This is a genomic window from Tropheryma whipplei str. Twist, assembly GCF_000007485.1.
GTDB lineage: Bacteria > Actinomycetota > Actinomycetes > Actinomycetales > Microbacteriaceae > Tropheryma > Tropheryma whipplei.
The window spans coordinates 565,832-581,613 of sequence record NC_004572.3; the positions used below are offsets into that span (position 1 = coordinate 565,832).

Genomic DNA, 15,782 nt, shown 5'->3' on the forward strand with positions numbered 1-15,782 from the left:
ATCACACAGCTATTGTCTAAATTTTTCCAGCGAAACTGTAATTCCGTCTATACCCTTTTTCACAAGAATATCAAGACGGTCGCAAAGAGTCTCCTTGCAGATCAACTCACTGAAAGCTAGAAGATTGTTCTTTACTTGCTCATCGGGCACGCATACCTCTAAGGAAATGCGATCGGTAATATTCAGATCTTTTTCTTTTCGTGCAATTTGGATCTGTCGTACAGTATCACGCGCAACACCTTCCGACCTCAGCGTTTCGTCTATACGCGTATCAAGAGTTACACTCCCGCCAAACGGCAAGGGCTGTGAATTTTTTGAGTCTTGCGCACCTGCAACAAGTTGGTATTCATTTTCAAGCAAAGGAATACCACCCGCGGTGACATGCCCGTCGTGGTCAGTCCAGTCACCACGTCGGGCCGCGGCAATAACAGTCTGAACATCCCCTGCAAGCCTGGGACCTGCTACACGGGGTAATATTTTTAGCATTCGCTGAGTGCAGGACCCCTCCTCAATTGAAACGGTTTTTACGTTTAGCTCTCCGGATATTATGTCTTTGTATTGAGCCAAAGATCCCACTTGAGCGACCCTGATATGTGCTGAGGAAAGTGGTTGCCGGGCCTTTATGCCCAGGCGCTTTCTAAGGCTCAAGCCTGTTGAACAAATTTTTCGAACCCTATCCATAGTCTCAACAAGACCGGTCTCATTAGGAAAAGTCGCCACATCGGGCCAATCAGACAAATGCACGGATCGACTGTTGGTAAGACACTTATAGACATGCTCAGAAACCATCGGAACAAATACTGCCCCTAACCGACATAAAGTCTCAAGCACCGTATACAAGGTGTCAAAAGCACCTGTATCACTGCCATCCCAGAACCTATCACGGCTGCGGCGGATATACCAATTAGTCAAAACAGCAACAAAATCACGAAGCTGCAGTGCGGCTGATGCCATATCAAAAGAATCCATAAAGCGTGTAACATCTTCTACCAGAAGCCCCGTTTTGGACAGAATGTAGCGATCCAGAATATCCTGAGAGTCGACCGAAAACCTGGCCTTATAGCCTCCTGGCCGGGCAGCCTCAGAATAAATGTGAAAGAAATACCAGCTGCTCCACAGTGGCGTAATGTACTGCCGGATCGCATCCTGAATTTTTTTTCGACTAACAATCAGACTTCCGCCGCGTAAAATTGAGCTAGAAATTAGATACCAGCGAACGGCGTCTGACCCTTCATTCTCAAATACGTCATAAACATCAGGATAATTACGCAGGCTTTTGGATGCCTTCTGCCCATCGTCGCCGAGGACAATGCCGTGACAAATCGCGTTTTTAAACGCCACGCCGTCAAAAAGCGCTGTTGACATGGCATGCAAAAGATAAAACCATCCTCTTATCTGGCCAGCATATTCGACAATAAAATCAGCGCTCTTGTTTGCCTCGAATCGCTCGATATTTTCGAACGGATAATGCAATTGGGCAAATGGCATTGATGCAGCATCAAACCACACATCGAGCACGTCAGGAACACGGCGCATGGTAGACGCGCCAGTTGGATCATCGGGATTGGGTCTGGTTAACCGATCTATCTCTGGGCGATGCAAATCTGTAAGCTTTATACCAAAATCATCTTCCAACTCTTTCAAGGATCCGTAGCAATCTATCCTGGGATATTCTGGGTTATCACTCTTCCAAACAGGAATAGGGGTGCCCCAATATCTTGTACGAGATATTGACCAATCCTTTGCAGAAGAGAGCCATTTTGCAAATTGACCGTTCTTCACACTCTTTGGCACCCAATTAATTTGCTGATTTAATTCAAGCATTCTGTTCACCGAATCGGTTATCCTAAAAAACCAGCTCGTAACCGCTTTGTATATAAGGGGGCTGCGGCAGCGCCAGCAATGCGGATACGAATGCTTATAGGACTCGTGACGCAGAATACGACCATCCCGTGATAAATCCGAACGTATAACCGCATTAGCATCAAAGATATGCATCCCCGCATAGTTACTAATAACATCCGTGAAGCACGCAGCGTCATTGATTGACACAACTGTTGGCACACCAAAGGCATCACACACTCGTTTATCATCTTCACCGTGCGCTGGGGATGCATGGACAATTCCTGTTCCCTCTGTAACATCTACATAATTGTCAGAAAGTATCGTGAAGGCATTATGCAAGTCGGCATAATAGTCAAACAGGGGCTTGTAATGGATACCCTCAATTTCTTTTCCAAGGAGAGTGCGTCTAATTGATGCACGGGCATCTTGCCCTGATTCATAACCGAGACACTCTGCGTATGAATCAAGAGAAGACTTGCAGAGTAAAAAATCAGAATTAGAATTCTGCCGAGCAGAAGAAACAACAACATACTCGACATTCGGGGAAACGATAAGAGCCATATTGCTCGGTAAAGTCCATGGCGTTGTCGTCCAGGCAAGGGCTGCAACACCGTCGAGTCCACACGTTTTGGCCTTCTGGCCAATAAGGGGGAAAGTAACCGTAAGGGAATCATCCAAGCGTTGTTTATACACTTCATCATCCATGCGCAATTCGTGGTTGCTAAGGGGTGTTTGATCATTCCAGCAATACGGTAAAACCTTGTATCCCTCGTATATAACCCCCTTTTTGTAAAGGGTTTTAAAAGCCCATAGAACTGACTCCATGTAATCAAGATCGAGAGTTTTGTATCCGTTTTTAAAATCAACCCATCGCGCCTGACGGTTAACATATTCTTCCCATTGATCAACATATGTCAGTACTGACTTTCTGGCCGCTTCGTTAAAGCTCGCAATTCCCATAGATTCAATCTGAGATTTCTCGGTTATGCCGAGACGCTTCATTGCCTCAAGCTCTGCCGGCAAACCGTGGGTGTCCCACCCGAACACTCGTGGAACATACTGACCACGCATTGTTTGATATCGAGGGATAGCATCCTTTATATAACCTGTCAACAAATGCCCGAAATGTGGAAGGCCATTGGCAAATGGAGGGCCATCATAGAACACCCACCGCTTACCGTGTTGTCTTTGCTCAAGCGAGGCTTCAAAGGTCTTATCGCTCGACCAAAAGGCCAATACACTCTCCTCAATTTTCGGAAGATTTGGCCGTGGTGTAGGGCGCTGTTCTTTATAATCCGAACTGTTCTGCGAAGAAACCTCGCCTTGATCACACATCTGAAGAAAACCTTTCTCTATCGAGATCAATACTATGAGATCCCCATAGCAATGTCATTATTATGACAATGACATGTTCAGCAAAGCACCAACAGAGCTAGAATCCCTTTTGAAATTGCTAACAGTGAAATTGCTAACATAAACTTGCTAAGAAGCGGCAAGAGATGCAGCTTTTTGGAGATTGTAGAAATAACAAATGAATATTCCAGATAAACCGAGTTTAGAGGGCCTTGAGGAAAAATGGTCAAAGCTTTGGAAAAGCTCAAAGATTTATAACTTTGAGTTAGAGCAGGTTAGTGCAAAACAAGACGTATATTCGATTGATACACCACCCCCAACGGCATCTGGGGTGTTGCACATTGGACATGTATTTAGTTACACTCACACAGACATAATTGCCCGATTTCAGCGGATGCAGGGCAAAATTGTGTTTTACCCAATGGGGTGGGATGATAACGGGTTGCCGACAGAAAGACGTGTACAAAACTACTTCTCGGTACGATGTGATCCATCTTTGCCATATTGCCAGAATCTGAAACTTGCTCAAATCAATAACGATTCGATGGCGCGATCTATATCAAGAAGGAACTTCATTGAACTATGCCAACAGCTCTCCGAAGAAGATGAGAGAAAGTTTGAGGAGCTTTGGAATTACCTCGGGCTCTCGGTTGACTGGTCACAAACCTACAGGACCATAGATGATGATGCAATCCATCTATCTCAGCATTTCTTTCTAGAAAACGTTAACTCAGGCGCTGCGTACCAGGATTGGGCACCAACATTGTGGGACGTGACATATCGCACCGCTGTGGCGCAGGCGGAAATTGAAGAAAGGCAAATAACCGGATTTTACTACCGACTCGCTTTCGAGAATGAAAACGCTACCGTAGAAATCGAAACAACAAGGCCCGAATTACTTGCTGGATGCGTCGCGCTGGTTGCGCATCCCGATGACAACAGGTACAAACATCTTTTTGGATCACATGTCATTACACCGGTATTTGACGTAAAGGTACCCGTCCTACCACACAGAGCCGCACAGCCGGACAAGGGAAGTGGAATTGCAATGGTATGTACATTTGGCGATATAACTGATGTCCAGTGGTGGAGAGACCTTAACCTACAGAGCTGCCCGATTATCGACGCATCCGGCAGGGTGGTGCCTGATGCCCCAGACCCAATAGTGTCTGAAAGAGGAAGGCGAGCTTTTGCTACCCTCAGTGGAAAAACGCTAAGTGCCGCAAAGAAACATACCCTTGAAATGCTTATTTCTGAAAAGTCAATTATCGGTGAGCCGAGAAAAATAACCCACCCTGTAAAGTTCTTCGAGAAAGGTGACAAACCGCTCGAGATACTGCTAACAAGACAATGGTACATCCGGAATGGCTACAGCGATAATGCTTTGACTGAAAGATTAATTGAGCTTGGCAAACAACTTCAGTGGTATCCAAAAACAATGCTTAGACGCTATGAAGGCTGGCTAACCGGATTGAACAGTGACTGGCTAATCTCGAGACAAAGGTTTCTAGGGGTGCCATTTCCGATCTGGTATCAAACAGATGACCGTGGGAATGCCAAATTTGATGATCCTATCTTTCCGGATAGAAAAGACCTTCCACTCGATCCGACAATTGCGGTACCAAGAGGATACTCTGAAAATCAACGAGGGGCACCCAATGGTTTTGTTGCCGAAACCGATGTTATGGATACGTGGGCAACATCTTCCCTTACACCGCAGCTTGCCGGAAAGTACCTAAAAAATCCGAAGCTATTTGAGGCAATTTTCCCGTATTCACTCAGGCCACAGGGGCAAGATATAATCAGGACTTGGCTCTTCTCAAGCATTATTAGAAGTGAGTATGCCCATGCTACTGCGCCCTGGAAGAGTACCGCTATTTCCGGATTTATTCTTGACCCAGACAGAAAGAAAATGTCAAAGTCAAAAGGTAATGCAAAGACTCCGAAGGATATACTCGACCGTTATGGTGCGGATGCGGTCAGGTATTGGGCAGCCTGCGCTAGACTCGGGGTTGATACGGCTCTTGATGTTGAAAACCCAACACAGATAAAAATAGGTCGTCGACTCGCCCTCAAGGTGCTAAACGCTGCGCGATTTGTTGTGCATCTGCATAAAAATAAAGAAACCTATTCAGGACAACCCGATATGAAGCGATGTTACCCAATTGATTTTGCAGCAATTTCGAACCCCTTGGATCTCAGTCTTTTGAAGCAATTAGATCAGACTATTGAGCAATCTACAAACGCCCTCAAAAATTTTGATCACTCAAAAGCGCTTGACACTACAGAAACCTTCTTTTGGAACTTCTGTGATAATTACGTGGAAATTGTAAAAGACCGGGCATACGCCGGTGATGAAAGTGCCCTTACAACACTTCTGGTAGTGACGAATATTGTGATAAAACTTCTCGCGCCGTTCATACCATACGCAACGGAAGAAGCATGGTCGTGGTTTAACGAAACCTCTGTGCATACGCAGAGCTGGCCAGAAACACTGAAACTCCATTCAGGGGATATTGAGCTGTTAAAAATTGCATGCTCTTTTATGTCTCTTGTGAGAGGCGGCAAAACGGAAGCAAAACTGTCGCAAAAAACAGAAATTGCTTACCTGAAAATCGCATTACCCAATCCGGAAATAATTATGCCAATAATGGATGACTTGCGGAGAGCGGGAAAAATCGACAAATGTGAGCTTATCGACGGGGACGCTCAGATTCTCGCGATAGAGTACGGAGAGATATCACGCTGATCTGATGTAATTAGACCTAGCACATCGCATCGTAAGATGCGGGCCACCACCTGCAACTGTTTCGGCAGTTATTCGGACACTTTCGATATCACCTCTTGATGGAACATCAAACATTATGGGGCTCAAAATCGATTCCATGACAGAGCGCAATGCTCGTGCGCCAGTTTTTCTTTTGAGTGCCAATTCTACTATTGCCTCAAGCGCTTCGTGGTCAAACCCAAGAGAAACCCCATCGAGCGAAAAAAGCCTTTTGTACTGCTTTACAAGTGCATTCTTAGGCTCGGTCAAAACCCGAATCATATCCTCTCCGTCAAGATGAGAAATTGCTGTAACAATCGGAAGGCGGCCAATAAACTCCGGAATAAGCCCAAATTTTCTCAAGTCCTCGGGTAAAATCTGGTCAAATACATCCGTATCTTTCCTAAGCAAATCCGACCCGAAGCCCATGTTAGATCTGCCGATACGAGATGAAATAATTTCCTCTATCCCGGAAAAAGCGCCTGCAACAATAAAAAGAATATTCCTCGTGTTTATGCTGGCCTGTTCGTATTGGGTATGCTTTTTACCACCTTGCAAAGGAACAGACGCTACCGTACCCTCTAGAATTTTCAGGAGAGCCTGTTGAACACCCTCTCCTGAAACATCCCGCGTAATTGAGGGACTGTCGGCCTTGCGAGATATTTTGTCAATCTCATCTATGCATACGATACCCGCCTCGGCGCGAGTAATATCAAAATCAGCGTCCTGTAAAAGTTTTAAGAGGACATTTTCAACATCATCCCCGACATATCCCGCCTCTGTCAAAGCTGTTGCATCGGCGACAGCAAAGGGAACACGAAGCATCCGAGCGAGGGTTTGTGCGAGGTAAGTTTTGCCACAACCTGTAGGGCCAATCAGTAGAATATTTGACTTGGAGAGCTCAACTTCATTTTCGCTCTCACTTTTTGTCGAGACAAGCCTCTTGTAATGGTTATAAACCGCAACCGACAAATCACGCTTTGCCTTCTGCTGACCAATTACATACTCATCAAGAAAGGCATATATCTCAGCGGGTTTCGGTAAGCCCTCAAGAACTGACCGCTGTTTTCTCTTGATAAAAGCATCTTGCTTCGCAAGAGCCTCATTTCTTCTATCCTCAACAATCTCGCAGCTCAGAACAACACACTCGCTGCATATACGCACATCCGGACCGGCTATCAGATCATCAACCTGATGGTGTTCCTTTCCGCAAAAAGAACACCGATATTCGGTATCATCCGTCAAGCATAACCCCTATTTCTTACCCAGGCCAGCTTTACGACTAACCAATATCTGATCAATCAAGCCATATTCCAAAGCCTGCTCGGAAGAAAGGATCTTATCACGATCAATATCCTTACTGACTTGTTTTACAGACTTATTGGAATGTTGGGCAAGTGTTTTTTCTAGCCATTCGCGCATGCGCATTATTTCACGAGCCTGTATCTCTATATCACTTGCCTGACCGTAACCGGAAGAGGCGACAACGGGCTGGTGAATTAGTATTCTTGCGTTTGGCAAGGCAAGTCTCTTTCCTGGAGTTCCGGCCGACAGGATCACGGCAGCAGCCGAGGCGGCCTGCCCAAGACACACTGTCTGTATCTGCGGACGTATATACTGCATCGTGTCGTATATGGCTGTCATGGCTGTAAAAGACCCGCCAGGTGAATTGATATACATAATTATGTCGCGTTCAGCATCTTGACCTTCAAGAACCAAGAGCTGTGCCATAACATCATCAGCAGATGCATCATCAATCTGAACTCCAAGAAAAACTATGCGATCTTCAAACAGCTTTGTGTACGGATCAACCTGTTTATACCCATAGGCAGTACGCTCGTCGAGACTCGGCAAAATATATCTTGAATTTGGGTACATAAAGCCCTTTCCTACTCGGTACGTATATGATCAACAAAACCGTATTCCAATGCCTCTTCGGCAGTGAACCAGTGATCCCTGTCGCCGTCCTCCATAATCTGCTCAACAGTTTTACCCGTTCTAGAGGCGGTTATCTGACTGAGCCTATACTTCATGTCTAGAATCAACTTCGCCTGTGTCTGTATATCACTCGCTGTCCCCCCAAAACCGGCCAATGGCTGATGAAGCAAAACACGAGCATTCGGCATAATGTAGCGCTTGTTTTGGGTGCCCGAAGTAAGCAACACCTGACCCATCGAGGCGGCCATCCCAATACCAACGGTGACAATATCATTGCTAACAAACTGCATGGTGTCATAAATCGCCATCCCTGCAGTTATGGACCCGCCCGGTGAATTGATATACAGAAAAATGTCTTCCTTCGGGTCATCAGCATTCAGAAGCAATATTTTTGCGCATATCTCATTCGCAAGCTTGTCATCTATAGCCTCACCAAGCCAAACAATCCTCTCTTGAAGAAGGCGATCAAAAACTGTTTGCTTTGTCTCGCTCACGGCAACCCCTTAAGAACTCGCTTTATCTGTTTTCTTGACACGGTACCACGCTTCCGAACACCAAGTCTTATTATCCTGTACAAAAATGGGATTCTCCTGGCAACAAATGGAGCGGCATAGATTGCAAAAACCTGTACAAGGTACGCCCAGGCCATTAACAACACAGCAAAAATGACGCCGTTCATACCAACTTCAACTGTAACAAAACTACCCGAAGGAACAACAGGAGAAATGGAAAACCCGGCCGTAAAACAAGACAGCACAATGGCCAATAAAAACACCGCTGTCGGCATATGCCATATCGAAGAAAGGGCCTGTTTTTTTGTGCATGGCTTTCTCATGGCAGCAAGACGCAGGGCGACAAAAAACAGAAGAATCAAGAGAACCAGTACGAATAACATATGCGTATGAAAGTACGATACCTTTTCATACACGCTATCGACCCTCAAAAAGAACCCCGCGCCACCCGCATACGCAGCAAACACGACAGACAAAGGGACGCTGTAGATAACCAGGGCGGAAAGAAGAAAAGGAAATTCGGTGTAACTTGGCACAATCAGCACGACCAGAACAACAAATCCAAGTACAACAAACAGGGTAACAAAAAATAATGATTCGCGAATAAATCCGGTAAGGCGCAGACGTAACCTGCCGAGGAGATCGGTCAGAAACAAAGCAAGAAAATCAAAAATTAGAAAAAATAAACTGTAAATTATTGTCGGGTCAGAAACAAAGAGTGAAAAAAGTGCCAGAAGTGTGACAACAACAGACGAAGACAGAGACAGCAGAATCTTCTCTTTCAAAGACTTACTCGGTAAAAAACGCTCAAGAAGTCTGGAGGAAATAAACAAGATCACAAGCAACACAACCGTGGAGACAGGAAGAGAAGAGACCGTAAAGCGCATACTTCCAAAGGCGGTGTCAAAGGCAAATCTTGAAAAACCCGTCGCAAGCAAAGAAGCACCCTGCAAAAAGCCGACCATGGGCACTGCAAAAAGCGACTGTGGACCGGATGAAAAAAACTGGGATCCCGGGGGGGATGACGAGTCGAATGAAGGGAAAGTAAAACTACCTATCGCAATCGAAGTCAAAAATGATAGAACAGCAAACGCTCCATACATGACAATACCGAGGGATAATGCGCACAACAGACGGAAACAGGCAGACCTCACAAAGCGCAATCCTTGCCTTCTGTTCATTCGGACCTCCTGACCTTCGGATCCCCATCAGTCTTAATCGTAAACTCAGAAATATCCAACGGATTTCCTGCCGAGTCAATCACTTTAACTCTGCTCAATGCAATTGAAAGTGCCTTGTTTCGGACAATATCAGAAATAACATACTTATCCTGCCCCGCGCTTTTTATCACAGAGACAAGTGTGGCAACACTCATCTTTCTCTGCGCTGCGGCACTTGACAAATATCGCTCCAATTCATCCTCTTTGAGGGTTACAGAAAAAGTCTTTGCAAGTAAATCAAGCAATATATCCCTGCGAGCTTGCTTTGTTCTGTTTTGCTTTTCCTCTTCATCCTTAATCTCGTCTAATACATCAGCTATTGGTCCTGGAAGAAGAAAGGTAATTTCCGACAGCAATTGCTCGAGCAGTAAATCCCTGGCCTGAAGACTTCTTTGAAAAAGCATTGACCTCTCAATATTCTTTGCAGAATCCTTCCTTAACTCCTCGAGGTTTGCAAACCCACCGACAAGACGTGCAAGTTCATCATTTTCCTCAGGCAAGTCCCGTTTATTGACAGAGGAAACTTTCAGTTTTACACGTCTTGTATCCCCGCTTTTAGCAAACTGATCTTGCTGAGGGTTTTCGCCTGCCGGATCTTCTACGGGAGGGGTTAGATCGATTGTTGTGGTGTAACCCGCACGGGCAGAGGTCAAGGCAGAATCAAGGCCGTCAAACAGAGTATTGGAACCAAGCTCGTACGGCACGGCATTCGATTCGCTTAAGACTTTATCGCCATCAAGAATCTGTAAGTCAAGAATCAGAAAATCGCCATCAATAGCTGGCCTATCTAAAGCAGTAAAAGTTGCCAGCTTTTCCCGAATACCAACTATTTCAGAATCAACCATACTATCTGTGACATCTATTGCATCAACTTCTATCTGCTTATTCTCAAAAGCCGGGAAATCTACATCCGGATAAACATGCACATCAAACACAACTTCAAGCGAAGCGTCGGGCTCTGTCGGAAGAGAAGCGATATGCGCTTTTGGTGCTGCAACGGGGGTTAGGCCCTGCTCATCAACTGCGGATTGGAAAAAATCGCCTATGCAGTCATTGATAGCCCTATCGAGCACTACATGCTTTCCAATCCTTTGGTCAATAATCCTGACTGGAACTTTTCCACGACGGAAACCCGGAACACTGACAGTTTTTGCAACTTCCCTATAGGCCCTGTCGACATGGGGCTTTAAGCTTTCGGAGGGAATAGTTACCTGCAGCTTCAGCTCTGTCTCACTGACCCTTTGTACGATACTCTTCAAAGTTCTGCCCATTTTTGCTTCTCCGGAAATTATAGAACAGGGGAGGGATGTTTCAGCATAAAGTCGGGGCGACAGGATTTGAACCTGCGACCTCCCGCTCCCAAAGCGGGCGCTCTACCAAACTGAGCTACACCCCGGAGGGCACAGGAATACGATACCCACGGGTTATGGAGTTTACAAATCACCTGACATAATCATTTGATTGATGCCCGTGATTCTTCCTTGCACTTAGCCTTCTCAAGCAACCTAACAGGCGCACATCTGAATTCTCGTACACTCAGGCGATCATATGGAATTGGTAAACCGCTTAATCTCAAAGAGATAAAAGAGTAGCATTGAATTTACTGGGGGTGTAGCTCAGTGGTAGAGTTCCAGTCTTCCAAACTGGTGGCGCGGGTTCGATTCCCGTCACCCCCTCACGGATCACACAACCTATTTCAGGTCAAATTTACTGGCCGTTGTCAGTAGATAATTAGCGCCCCTGTGTAACAAAAATTTCTGGTCACAAAAATATTCTGAACACAGCGCAATGCAACACTGCACAGCTGCGTAAGTCTCAGCTGCGTAAGTCTTGTTTGTTTAGTTGATTTACTGTATACGTTCTAGCAAATTATCCAGTGAATTCATGATATTTTTCTACAAAAGAGACGGTGAATAACGATGTTTCATGGCTCAAAAGGGCATAACACAAGCATGGTGTCTTAAAGCGTGGTGCCTTACACGCAATTGATAATTTGATTGAACCGGGCCTTTATCTTACGGGCAATATGCTCCCCATTTAAACCAATTGCATCAAGTAACTCATCGCGTGATCCCTGGGGTTGGAAATCCCCTGGGATCACAAATTCTAACAATCGTCTTCCGGCAATATAGTCACCAAGACCGGGTGATTTCGCCCCTTCTTCAGCAAGCACAACCAGCTTTGCCTTCGACACCCTGGCCAGGACCTGCCTATGTAGGGGCCAGAAGCAAACAGGATTTATAACAGTTGATTCTATTCCAGACTCTGCCAGTAATTGGGCAGCTCTAACGCATGCATGTGCCATAACGCCAATGGCAACAATAACGATATCTTCGCGATCGCAAGATCCATAGAGCACATCAATTCCGTCGTCCAGAGAACGTAAAGCCGGAAGATCGTCGCAAACACTCCCTCTTGGGAAACGTATAGCAGTAGGACAATCTTCGGAGCAGACAAGCGCGAGGGTATTTCTCAATGTGCTAGCATCCCGTGGAGCATAAAGTTTAATACCTGGCACAATTCGCAAAAGCGAAAGGTCCCAAATTCCGTGGTGGCTAGCCCCATCAGGACCTGTTATCCCTGCCCTATCAAGGACGAACGTTACCGGTGCGCCATGTAAGGCAACATCCATCATAACCTGATCAAAGGCCCTATTCATAAAGGTTGAATAAATCGCAACAACCGGATGTAGCCCTTCATACGCAAGCCCAGCGGCAGATGCAACGGCATGCTGCTCCGCAATACCAACATCGAAAACCCTGTGTGGAAATTTTTCAGCAAACATGGAAAGGCCAGTTGGGTGTAGCATGGCAGCGGTGACAGCAACAATGTTTGTATTGCTCTCGGCAAGCCGCAAAAGCTCTTCCCCAAAGACGCCAGTCCATGTATCTTGACGCACTTGGCCCTGCACAGAGGCGGATTTACCAGTGCTGGGATCTATTACACCAACAGTGTGAAGACAATCCAGAGCATCCTCGAGCGCTGGGGGATATCCATGACCCTTTTCTGTTATCACGTGAACAATAATTGGGCGTGCATATTGCTTCGCCTGTTTGAATGCCTTCTCAAGAGCTTTGCGATTATGGCCATTTATCGGTCCTAAATACCGGATATCAAGATTCGAGAAAAGCTTATTTGAGCTTGAAAAGCGGCTCAAGAACCCATGTATTGCCCCTCTAATCCCCTGGTACAGGCGCCGCCCGGGTGACCCCATATGCGAAAACACCGCTTCGCTTGACTCCCTGAGCCACAAATAACTCTTACTTGCACGAACCGCATTCAAAAATCGTGCTATACCGCCAATTGTACGAGCATACGACCGTCCATTATCGTTGACAACTATTACAAGCCGGCGGTTATTGTCGTCGCTGATGTTATTTAGCGCCTCCCAGCACATCCCGCCTGTCAGTGACCCATCGCCGACAACAGCAATAACATAATTGTCATTACCTAACAGAGTCCGAGCACGTGACACGCCATCCGCCCAGCTAAGTGCAGCGGAAGCATGAGAGTTTTCGACAATATCGTGGTTTGATTCATGTCGTGACGGATAACCGGATAGCCCATTCTTGCACCGTAAAGCTTTGAAATCGTGCCTGCCGGTTATTAGCTTGTGAACATAGCACTGATGACCGACATCAAAGATTATGCAATCTTCGGGAGATCTAAATGACCTGTGTAGCGCTATGCTCAGCTCGACAACGCCAAGATTCGACCCCAGATGCCCACCGGTTTTTGCGACACTTTGGATGAGAAAATCGCGCACCTGACACTCAAGCTCATCAAGCTGATGCGGGGTAAAAGAGTCAAGGTCTCTTGGGCTTCGTATACTTTCAAGTAGACCATACTGCCGTTTTGTACACATAAAAAATCCGTGAAAAACACCACCAGTCTACTTACTCTTCGAGTTAATTTTTCTAAACAAAACCCATGAGGTAAACACGGTAAGCCCAAGAAGAGGGTAACCCATAAAAATTTTCGTGGTTGCAAGTAATTCAAAATTTCCCGACAGATACAGGGGCAGCTGAATTACAGCCCTCAATAGAGAGGCAGCGAAAAAAACTATCGTAATTACAGAATATGCCCACACCCTGTTCGGATCCTTCCTCCATCCTAAGTCACCTAAAAGGCCAGCAAGAAGGAAACCAAAAACAGGCATCCTGAGCAATACGGAAACCAGTAAGAGTAGCGCTAAAACCGCATTCCAGACAATACCGATAACAAAAACATCAATAGCCCGGCCTGTATATAACGAAACAAGAACAGAAATGACAAACCCAAAAAAACCAGAAAATGCCGGGACAAGCGACTGCCGCTTGGCAATGCGCAGGGAAACAATGAACAATGAAAGCAAAACCGAGATAATGCAGGCAAGAAGCAAATCTTTCAGAATGGAAAAAGTCAAAATATAAACCAGAGGTGGGAGTAGCGACTCCACAACACCCCGTACGCCACCGAGCACCGAGAGAATATTGCTAAAACCAGTACGCCCGCCAGAGCGCTTACCTGAAATACCTGCAAGCAATTCAGAAAAATCTGAAAAACGCATACACTACACCAAACTTTGAGTTACACCAGAAGTTAGTTCAAGCGGCATACGCAAGGGTATCATCTCATGTGGAGGCATCGGGAGATTCCCCCTTACAACGACCAGGCTACGGAATAGATTCTCGATTTCTGCTGCGGCAGAATCGTTTGTCAAGGCCTCGCCGACAATAACGCCCCGCAGTAACCAGCGGGGACCATCAACACCAACTATACGTGCCCAACGGGTCTCTGAAAAAGTCTCACCAGCCATCAGAACTGGAATACTCGCGCGCAGCTCCTTACCAAGTGCGCCATCAGTCTCGACCAAATGCGCACCGCGTGAGAGTAATTGATCTCGAAGTTGTTTTCTAACATCCTCCCACAAACTTGAGTTACTCGGGGCAGCGAATGGTTGCACCTGCAGAGTGCTTTTGCCATAATCAAGCCCGAGCGCGACAGGCTTGTTAGTAACCCTGTCAAACTCAAGCCGAATAGACAAGCGTTCGCACGGAGGTACCTTAATTCCGCCGAGATCAACGAAGATTCTAACGGAATCTACCTCGGATTCGTCAAAAGGACCTGTTTTTGACCTGTCATCCACGTGTATCGTGCCTTCCGCTTGAACCAAAAGCAGAGATGCCCCTTGCACTCCCAGGAAGAGTATCGACCTCTATAAAACTTGCATGACAAACCGGCATAATAACCAACTGAGCAATTCGGTCACCCTGTGAAATATGAAAAGCCTGGTGCAAATCCGTATTGATCAGCACAACCGATATTTCACCACGATACCCAGCGTCAATCACGCCCGGTGAATTGACCAGTGTAATACCATTCTCAGAAGCTAACCCGCTGCGTGGCATGATAAAACCGGCATAGCCATCCGGCAACGCGATCGCAATACCTGTTTTTACAACCTGTCGACAGCGCGGTTGTATAACCGCTGTGTGGCTTGACTGAAGATCAAAACCGGCATCACCATCAAAAGCGCGCTGCGGCGTGTAGCCACCCTTGAACAACACCTCAACAGTCACTCTAATAGACCTAGCACAAGAGTCAGATAAATATCAAATAAAATATTTCTCGGTCTTGTTCATAAACCTCGTATGATTATGCGTTATACAGAAAGGCTTTGGCCGGGTCCAGGGCTGTTTTTGGCGGTAGCACTTGCAATGCCCATTTCGGGTTTAATTTCTATGCCGGTGTTGCAGAGGGCGGGAGTTACCCTATTGTGGTCTATCCCAATTGCCGCGGGTGTATATATCCTTCTATGTCTATGGCTAAGAGTCATGAGCCCGAAACTAGAAGTATCAGGTGGGATATTTCGTGCAGGACATGTAGAAATACCAATTAAATACATCGGAACTTGTCGGGTAATAAACAGAAAAGACGTGCACGACGAACTCGGACTAAGACTGCACCCACGGAGTTTTAAAATGACACGGGGGTGGGTCAAAGATCTCGTCAAGATCTCTATAATTGACCCTGAAGACCCAACACCGTATTGGATTGTGTCATCCCGAAAACCACAAAAACTGGTAGATGCGATAAAAGCCTGCCCATCAGACAGCTAAATACTATTCCGCAAGCTTTCCAAATACTGCCGTTAATATTGCCCGT

At 46.1% G+C, this 15,782-nt stretch carries 13 protein-coding genes and 2 tRNA genes; 4 read left to right on the plus strand and 11 right to left on the minus strand.

Annotation, left to right across the window (positions count from 1 at the left end):
• Window positions 1-9: 9 nt before the first annotated feature.
• Window positions 10-3,180 (minus strand): isoleucine--tRNA ligase, encoded by a 3,171-nt coding sequence (ileS, locus tag TWT_RS02725; protein WP_011096241.1) that lies wholly within the window; start codon window positions 3,178-3,180, stop codon window positions 10-12.
• Window positions 3,181-3,376: 196 nt separating this feature from the next.
• Here ileS and valS point away from each other — a divergent pair, with 196 nt between their 5' ends.
• Window positions 3,377-5,947, plus strand: a complete 2,571-nt coding sequence (valS, locus tag TWT_RS02730; protein WP_011102600.1) for a valine--tRNA ligase — start codon at window positions 3,377-3,379, stop codon at window positions 5,945-5,947.
• Here the strand turns inward: valS and clpX are convergent.
• From clpX to TWT_RS02760, 6 genes are all read right to left on the minus strand, one after another.
• Complete coding sequence (gene clpX, locus TWT_RS02735; RefSeq protein WP_011102601.1) at window positions 5,939-7,210, minus strand: ATP-dependent Clp protease ATP-binding subunit ClpX; 1,272 nt, start codon at window positions 7,208-7,210, stop codon at window positions 5,939-5,941. The genes valS and clpX overlap by 9 nt on opposite strands.
• Window positions 7,211-7,219: 9 nt before the next feature.
• Window positions 7,220-7,843, minus strand: coding sequence for an ATP-dependent Clp protease proteolytic subunit (locus TWT_RS02740; protein ID WP_011096238.1), 624 nt, complete (start codon window positions 7,841-7,843; stop codon window positions 7,220-7,222).
• An 11-nt stretch (window positions 7,844-7,854) separates the two neighbouring features.
• Window positions 7,855-8,397 (minus strand): ATP-dependent Clp protease proteolytic subunit, encoded by a 543-nt coding sequence (locus TWT_RS02745; RefSeq protein ID WP_011096237.1) that lies wholly within the window; start codon window positions 8,395-8,397, stop codon window positions 7,855-7,857.
• The gene (locus TWT_RS02750; protein ID WP_011102602.1) at window positions 8,394-9,596 is read right to left on the minus strand and encodes a hypothetical protein; all 1,203 of its coding nucleotides are present in this window, start codon (window positions 9,594-9,596) and stop codon (window positions 8,394-8,396) included. The genes TWT_RS02745 and TWT_RS02750 overlap by 4 nt, the downstream gene beginning before the upstream one ends.
• Window positions 9,593-10,906 carry a trigger factor gene (gene tig / locus TWT_RS02755; protein ID WP_011102603.1) on the minus strand — a complete coding sequence of 438 codons (1,314 nt, stop codon included), beginning with the start codon at window positions 10,904-10,906 and terminating at the stop codon, window positions 9,593-9,595. Before tig ends, TWT_RS02750 begins: the two co-directional genes overlap by 4 nt.
• 51 nt (window positions 10,907-10,957) lie before the next feature.
• Window positions 10,958-11,031 (minus strand) — tRNA-Pro (locus tag TWT_RS02760).
• Window positions 11,032-11,092: 61 nt separating this feature from the next.
• Here TWT_RS02760 and TWT_RS05170 point away from each other — a divergent pair.
• Both TWT_RS05170 and TWT_RS02765 read left to right on the plus strand, forming a co-directional pair.
• The gene (locus tag TWT_RS05170; RefSeq protein ID WP_268969102.1) at window positions 11,093-11,227 is read left to right on the plus strand and encodes a hypothetical protein; all 135 of its coding nucleotides are present in this window, start codon (window positions 11,093-11,095) and stop codon (window positions 11,225-11,227) included.
• 13 nt (window positions 11,228-11,240) lie between these two features.
• Window positions 11,241-11,311 (plus strand) — tRNA-Gly (locus tag TWT_RS02765).
• 299 nt (window positions 11,312-11,610) lie between these two features.
• On the opposite strand, the gene dxs is transcribed toward TWT_RS02765, so the two are convergent.
• Genes dxs through dut form a run of 4 tightly spaced genes read right to left on the minus strand, consistent with a single transcriptional unit; the run spans window position 11,611 to window position 15,196 of the window.
• Complete coding sequence (dxs, locus tag TWT_RS02770) at window positions 11,611-13,500, minus strand: 1-deoxy-D-xylulose-5-phosphate synthase (protein ID WP_011096234.1); 1,890 nt, start codon at window positions 13,498-13,500, stop codon at window positions 11,611-11,613.
• 27 nt (window positions 13,501-13,527) lie between these two features.
• Window positions 13,528-14,184, minus strand: coding sequence for a DUF3159 domain-containing protein (locus TWT_RS02775; protein ID WP_011096233.1), 657 nt, complete (start codon window positions 14,182-14,184; stop codon window positions 13,528-13,530).
• A 3-nt stretch (window positions 14,185-14,187) separates the two neighbouring features.
• Entirely contained in the window at window positions 14,188-14,763 is a 576-nt protein-coding gene (locus tag TWT_RS02780; protein ID WP_011096232.1) for a DUF3710 domain-containing protein, read from the minus strand.
• Window positions 14,756-15,196, minus strand: coding sequence for a dUTP diphosphatase (gene dut / locus TWT_RS02785; RefSeq protein ID WP_011096231.1), 441 nt, complete (start codon window positions 15,194-15,196; stop codon window positions 14,756-14,758). Before dut ends, TWT_RS02780 begins: the two co-directional genes overlap by 8 nt.
• A gap of 78 nt (window positions 15,197-15,274) precedes the next feature.
• Between dut and TWT_RS02790 the strand changes: the two genes are divergently transcribed.
• Complete coding sequence (locus tag TWT_RS02790; RefSeq protein ID WP_268969103.1) at window positions 15,275-15,736, plus strand: DUF3093 domain-containing protein; 462 nt, start codon at window positions 15,275-15,277, stop codon at window positions 15,734-15,736.
• Window positions 15,737-15,782: the final 46 nt, after the last annotated feature.

Coding starts and splice junctions, on each gene's coding strand:
- ileS (WP_011096241.1), bottom strand. CDS start 3,180: ATGTGTGATCAAGGCGAGGTTTCTTCGCAGAACAGTTCGGATTATAAA.
- valS (WP_011102600.1), top strand. CDS start 3,377: ATGAATATTCCAGATAAACCGAGTTTAGAGGGCCTTGAGGAAAAATGG.
- TWT_RS02740 (WP_011096238.1), bottom strand. CDS start 7,843: ATGTACCCAAATTCAAGATATATTTTGCCGAGTCTCGACGAGCGTACT.
- TWT_RS02750 (WP_011102602.1), bottom strand. CDS start 9,596: ATGAACAGAAGGCAAGGATTGCGCTTTGTGAGGTCTGCCTGTTTCCGT.
- tig (WP_011102603.1), bottom strand. CDS start 10,906: ATGGGCAGAACTTTGAAGAGTATCGTACAAAGGGTCAGTGAGACAGAG.
- dxs (WP_011096234.1), bottom strand. CDS start 13,500: ATGTGTACAAAACGGCAGTATGGTCTACTTGAAAGTATACGAAGCCCA.
- TWT_RS02775 (WP_011096233.1), bottom strand. CDS start 14,184: ATGCGTTTTTCAGATTTTTCTGAATTGCTTGCAGGTATTTCAGGTAAG.
- TWT_RS02790 (WP_268969103.1), top strand. CDS start 15,275: ATGCGTTATACAGAAAGGCTTTGGCCGGGTCCAGGGCTGTTTTTGGCG.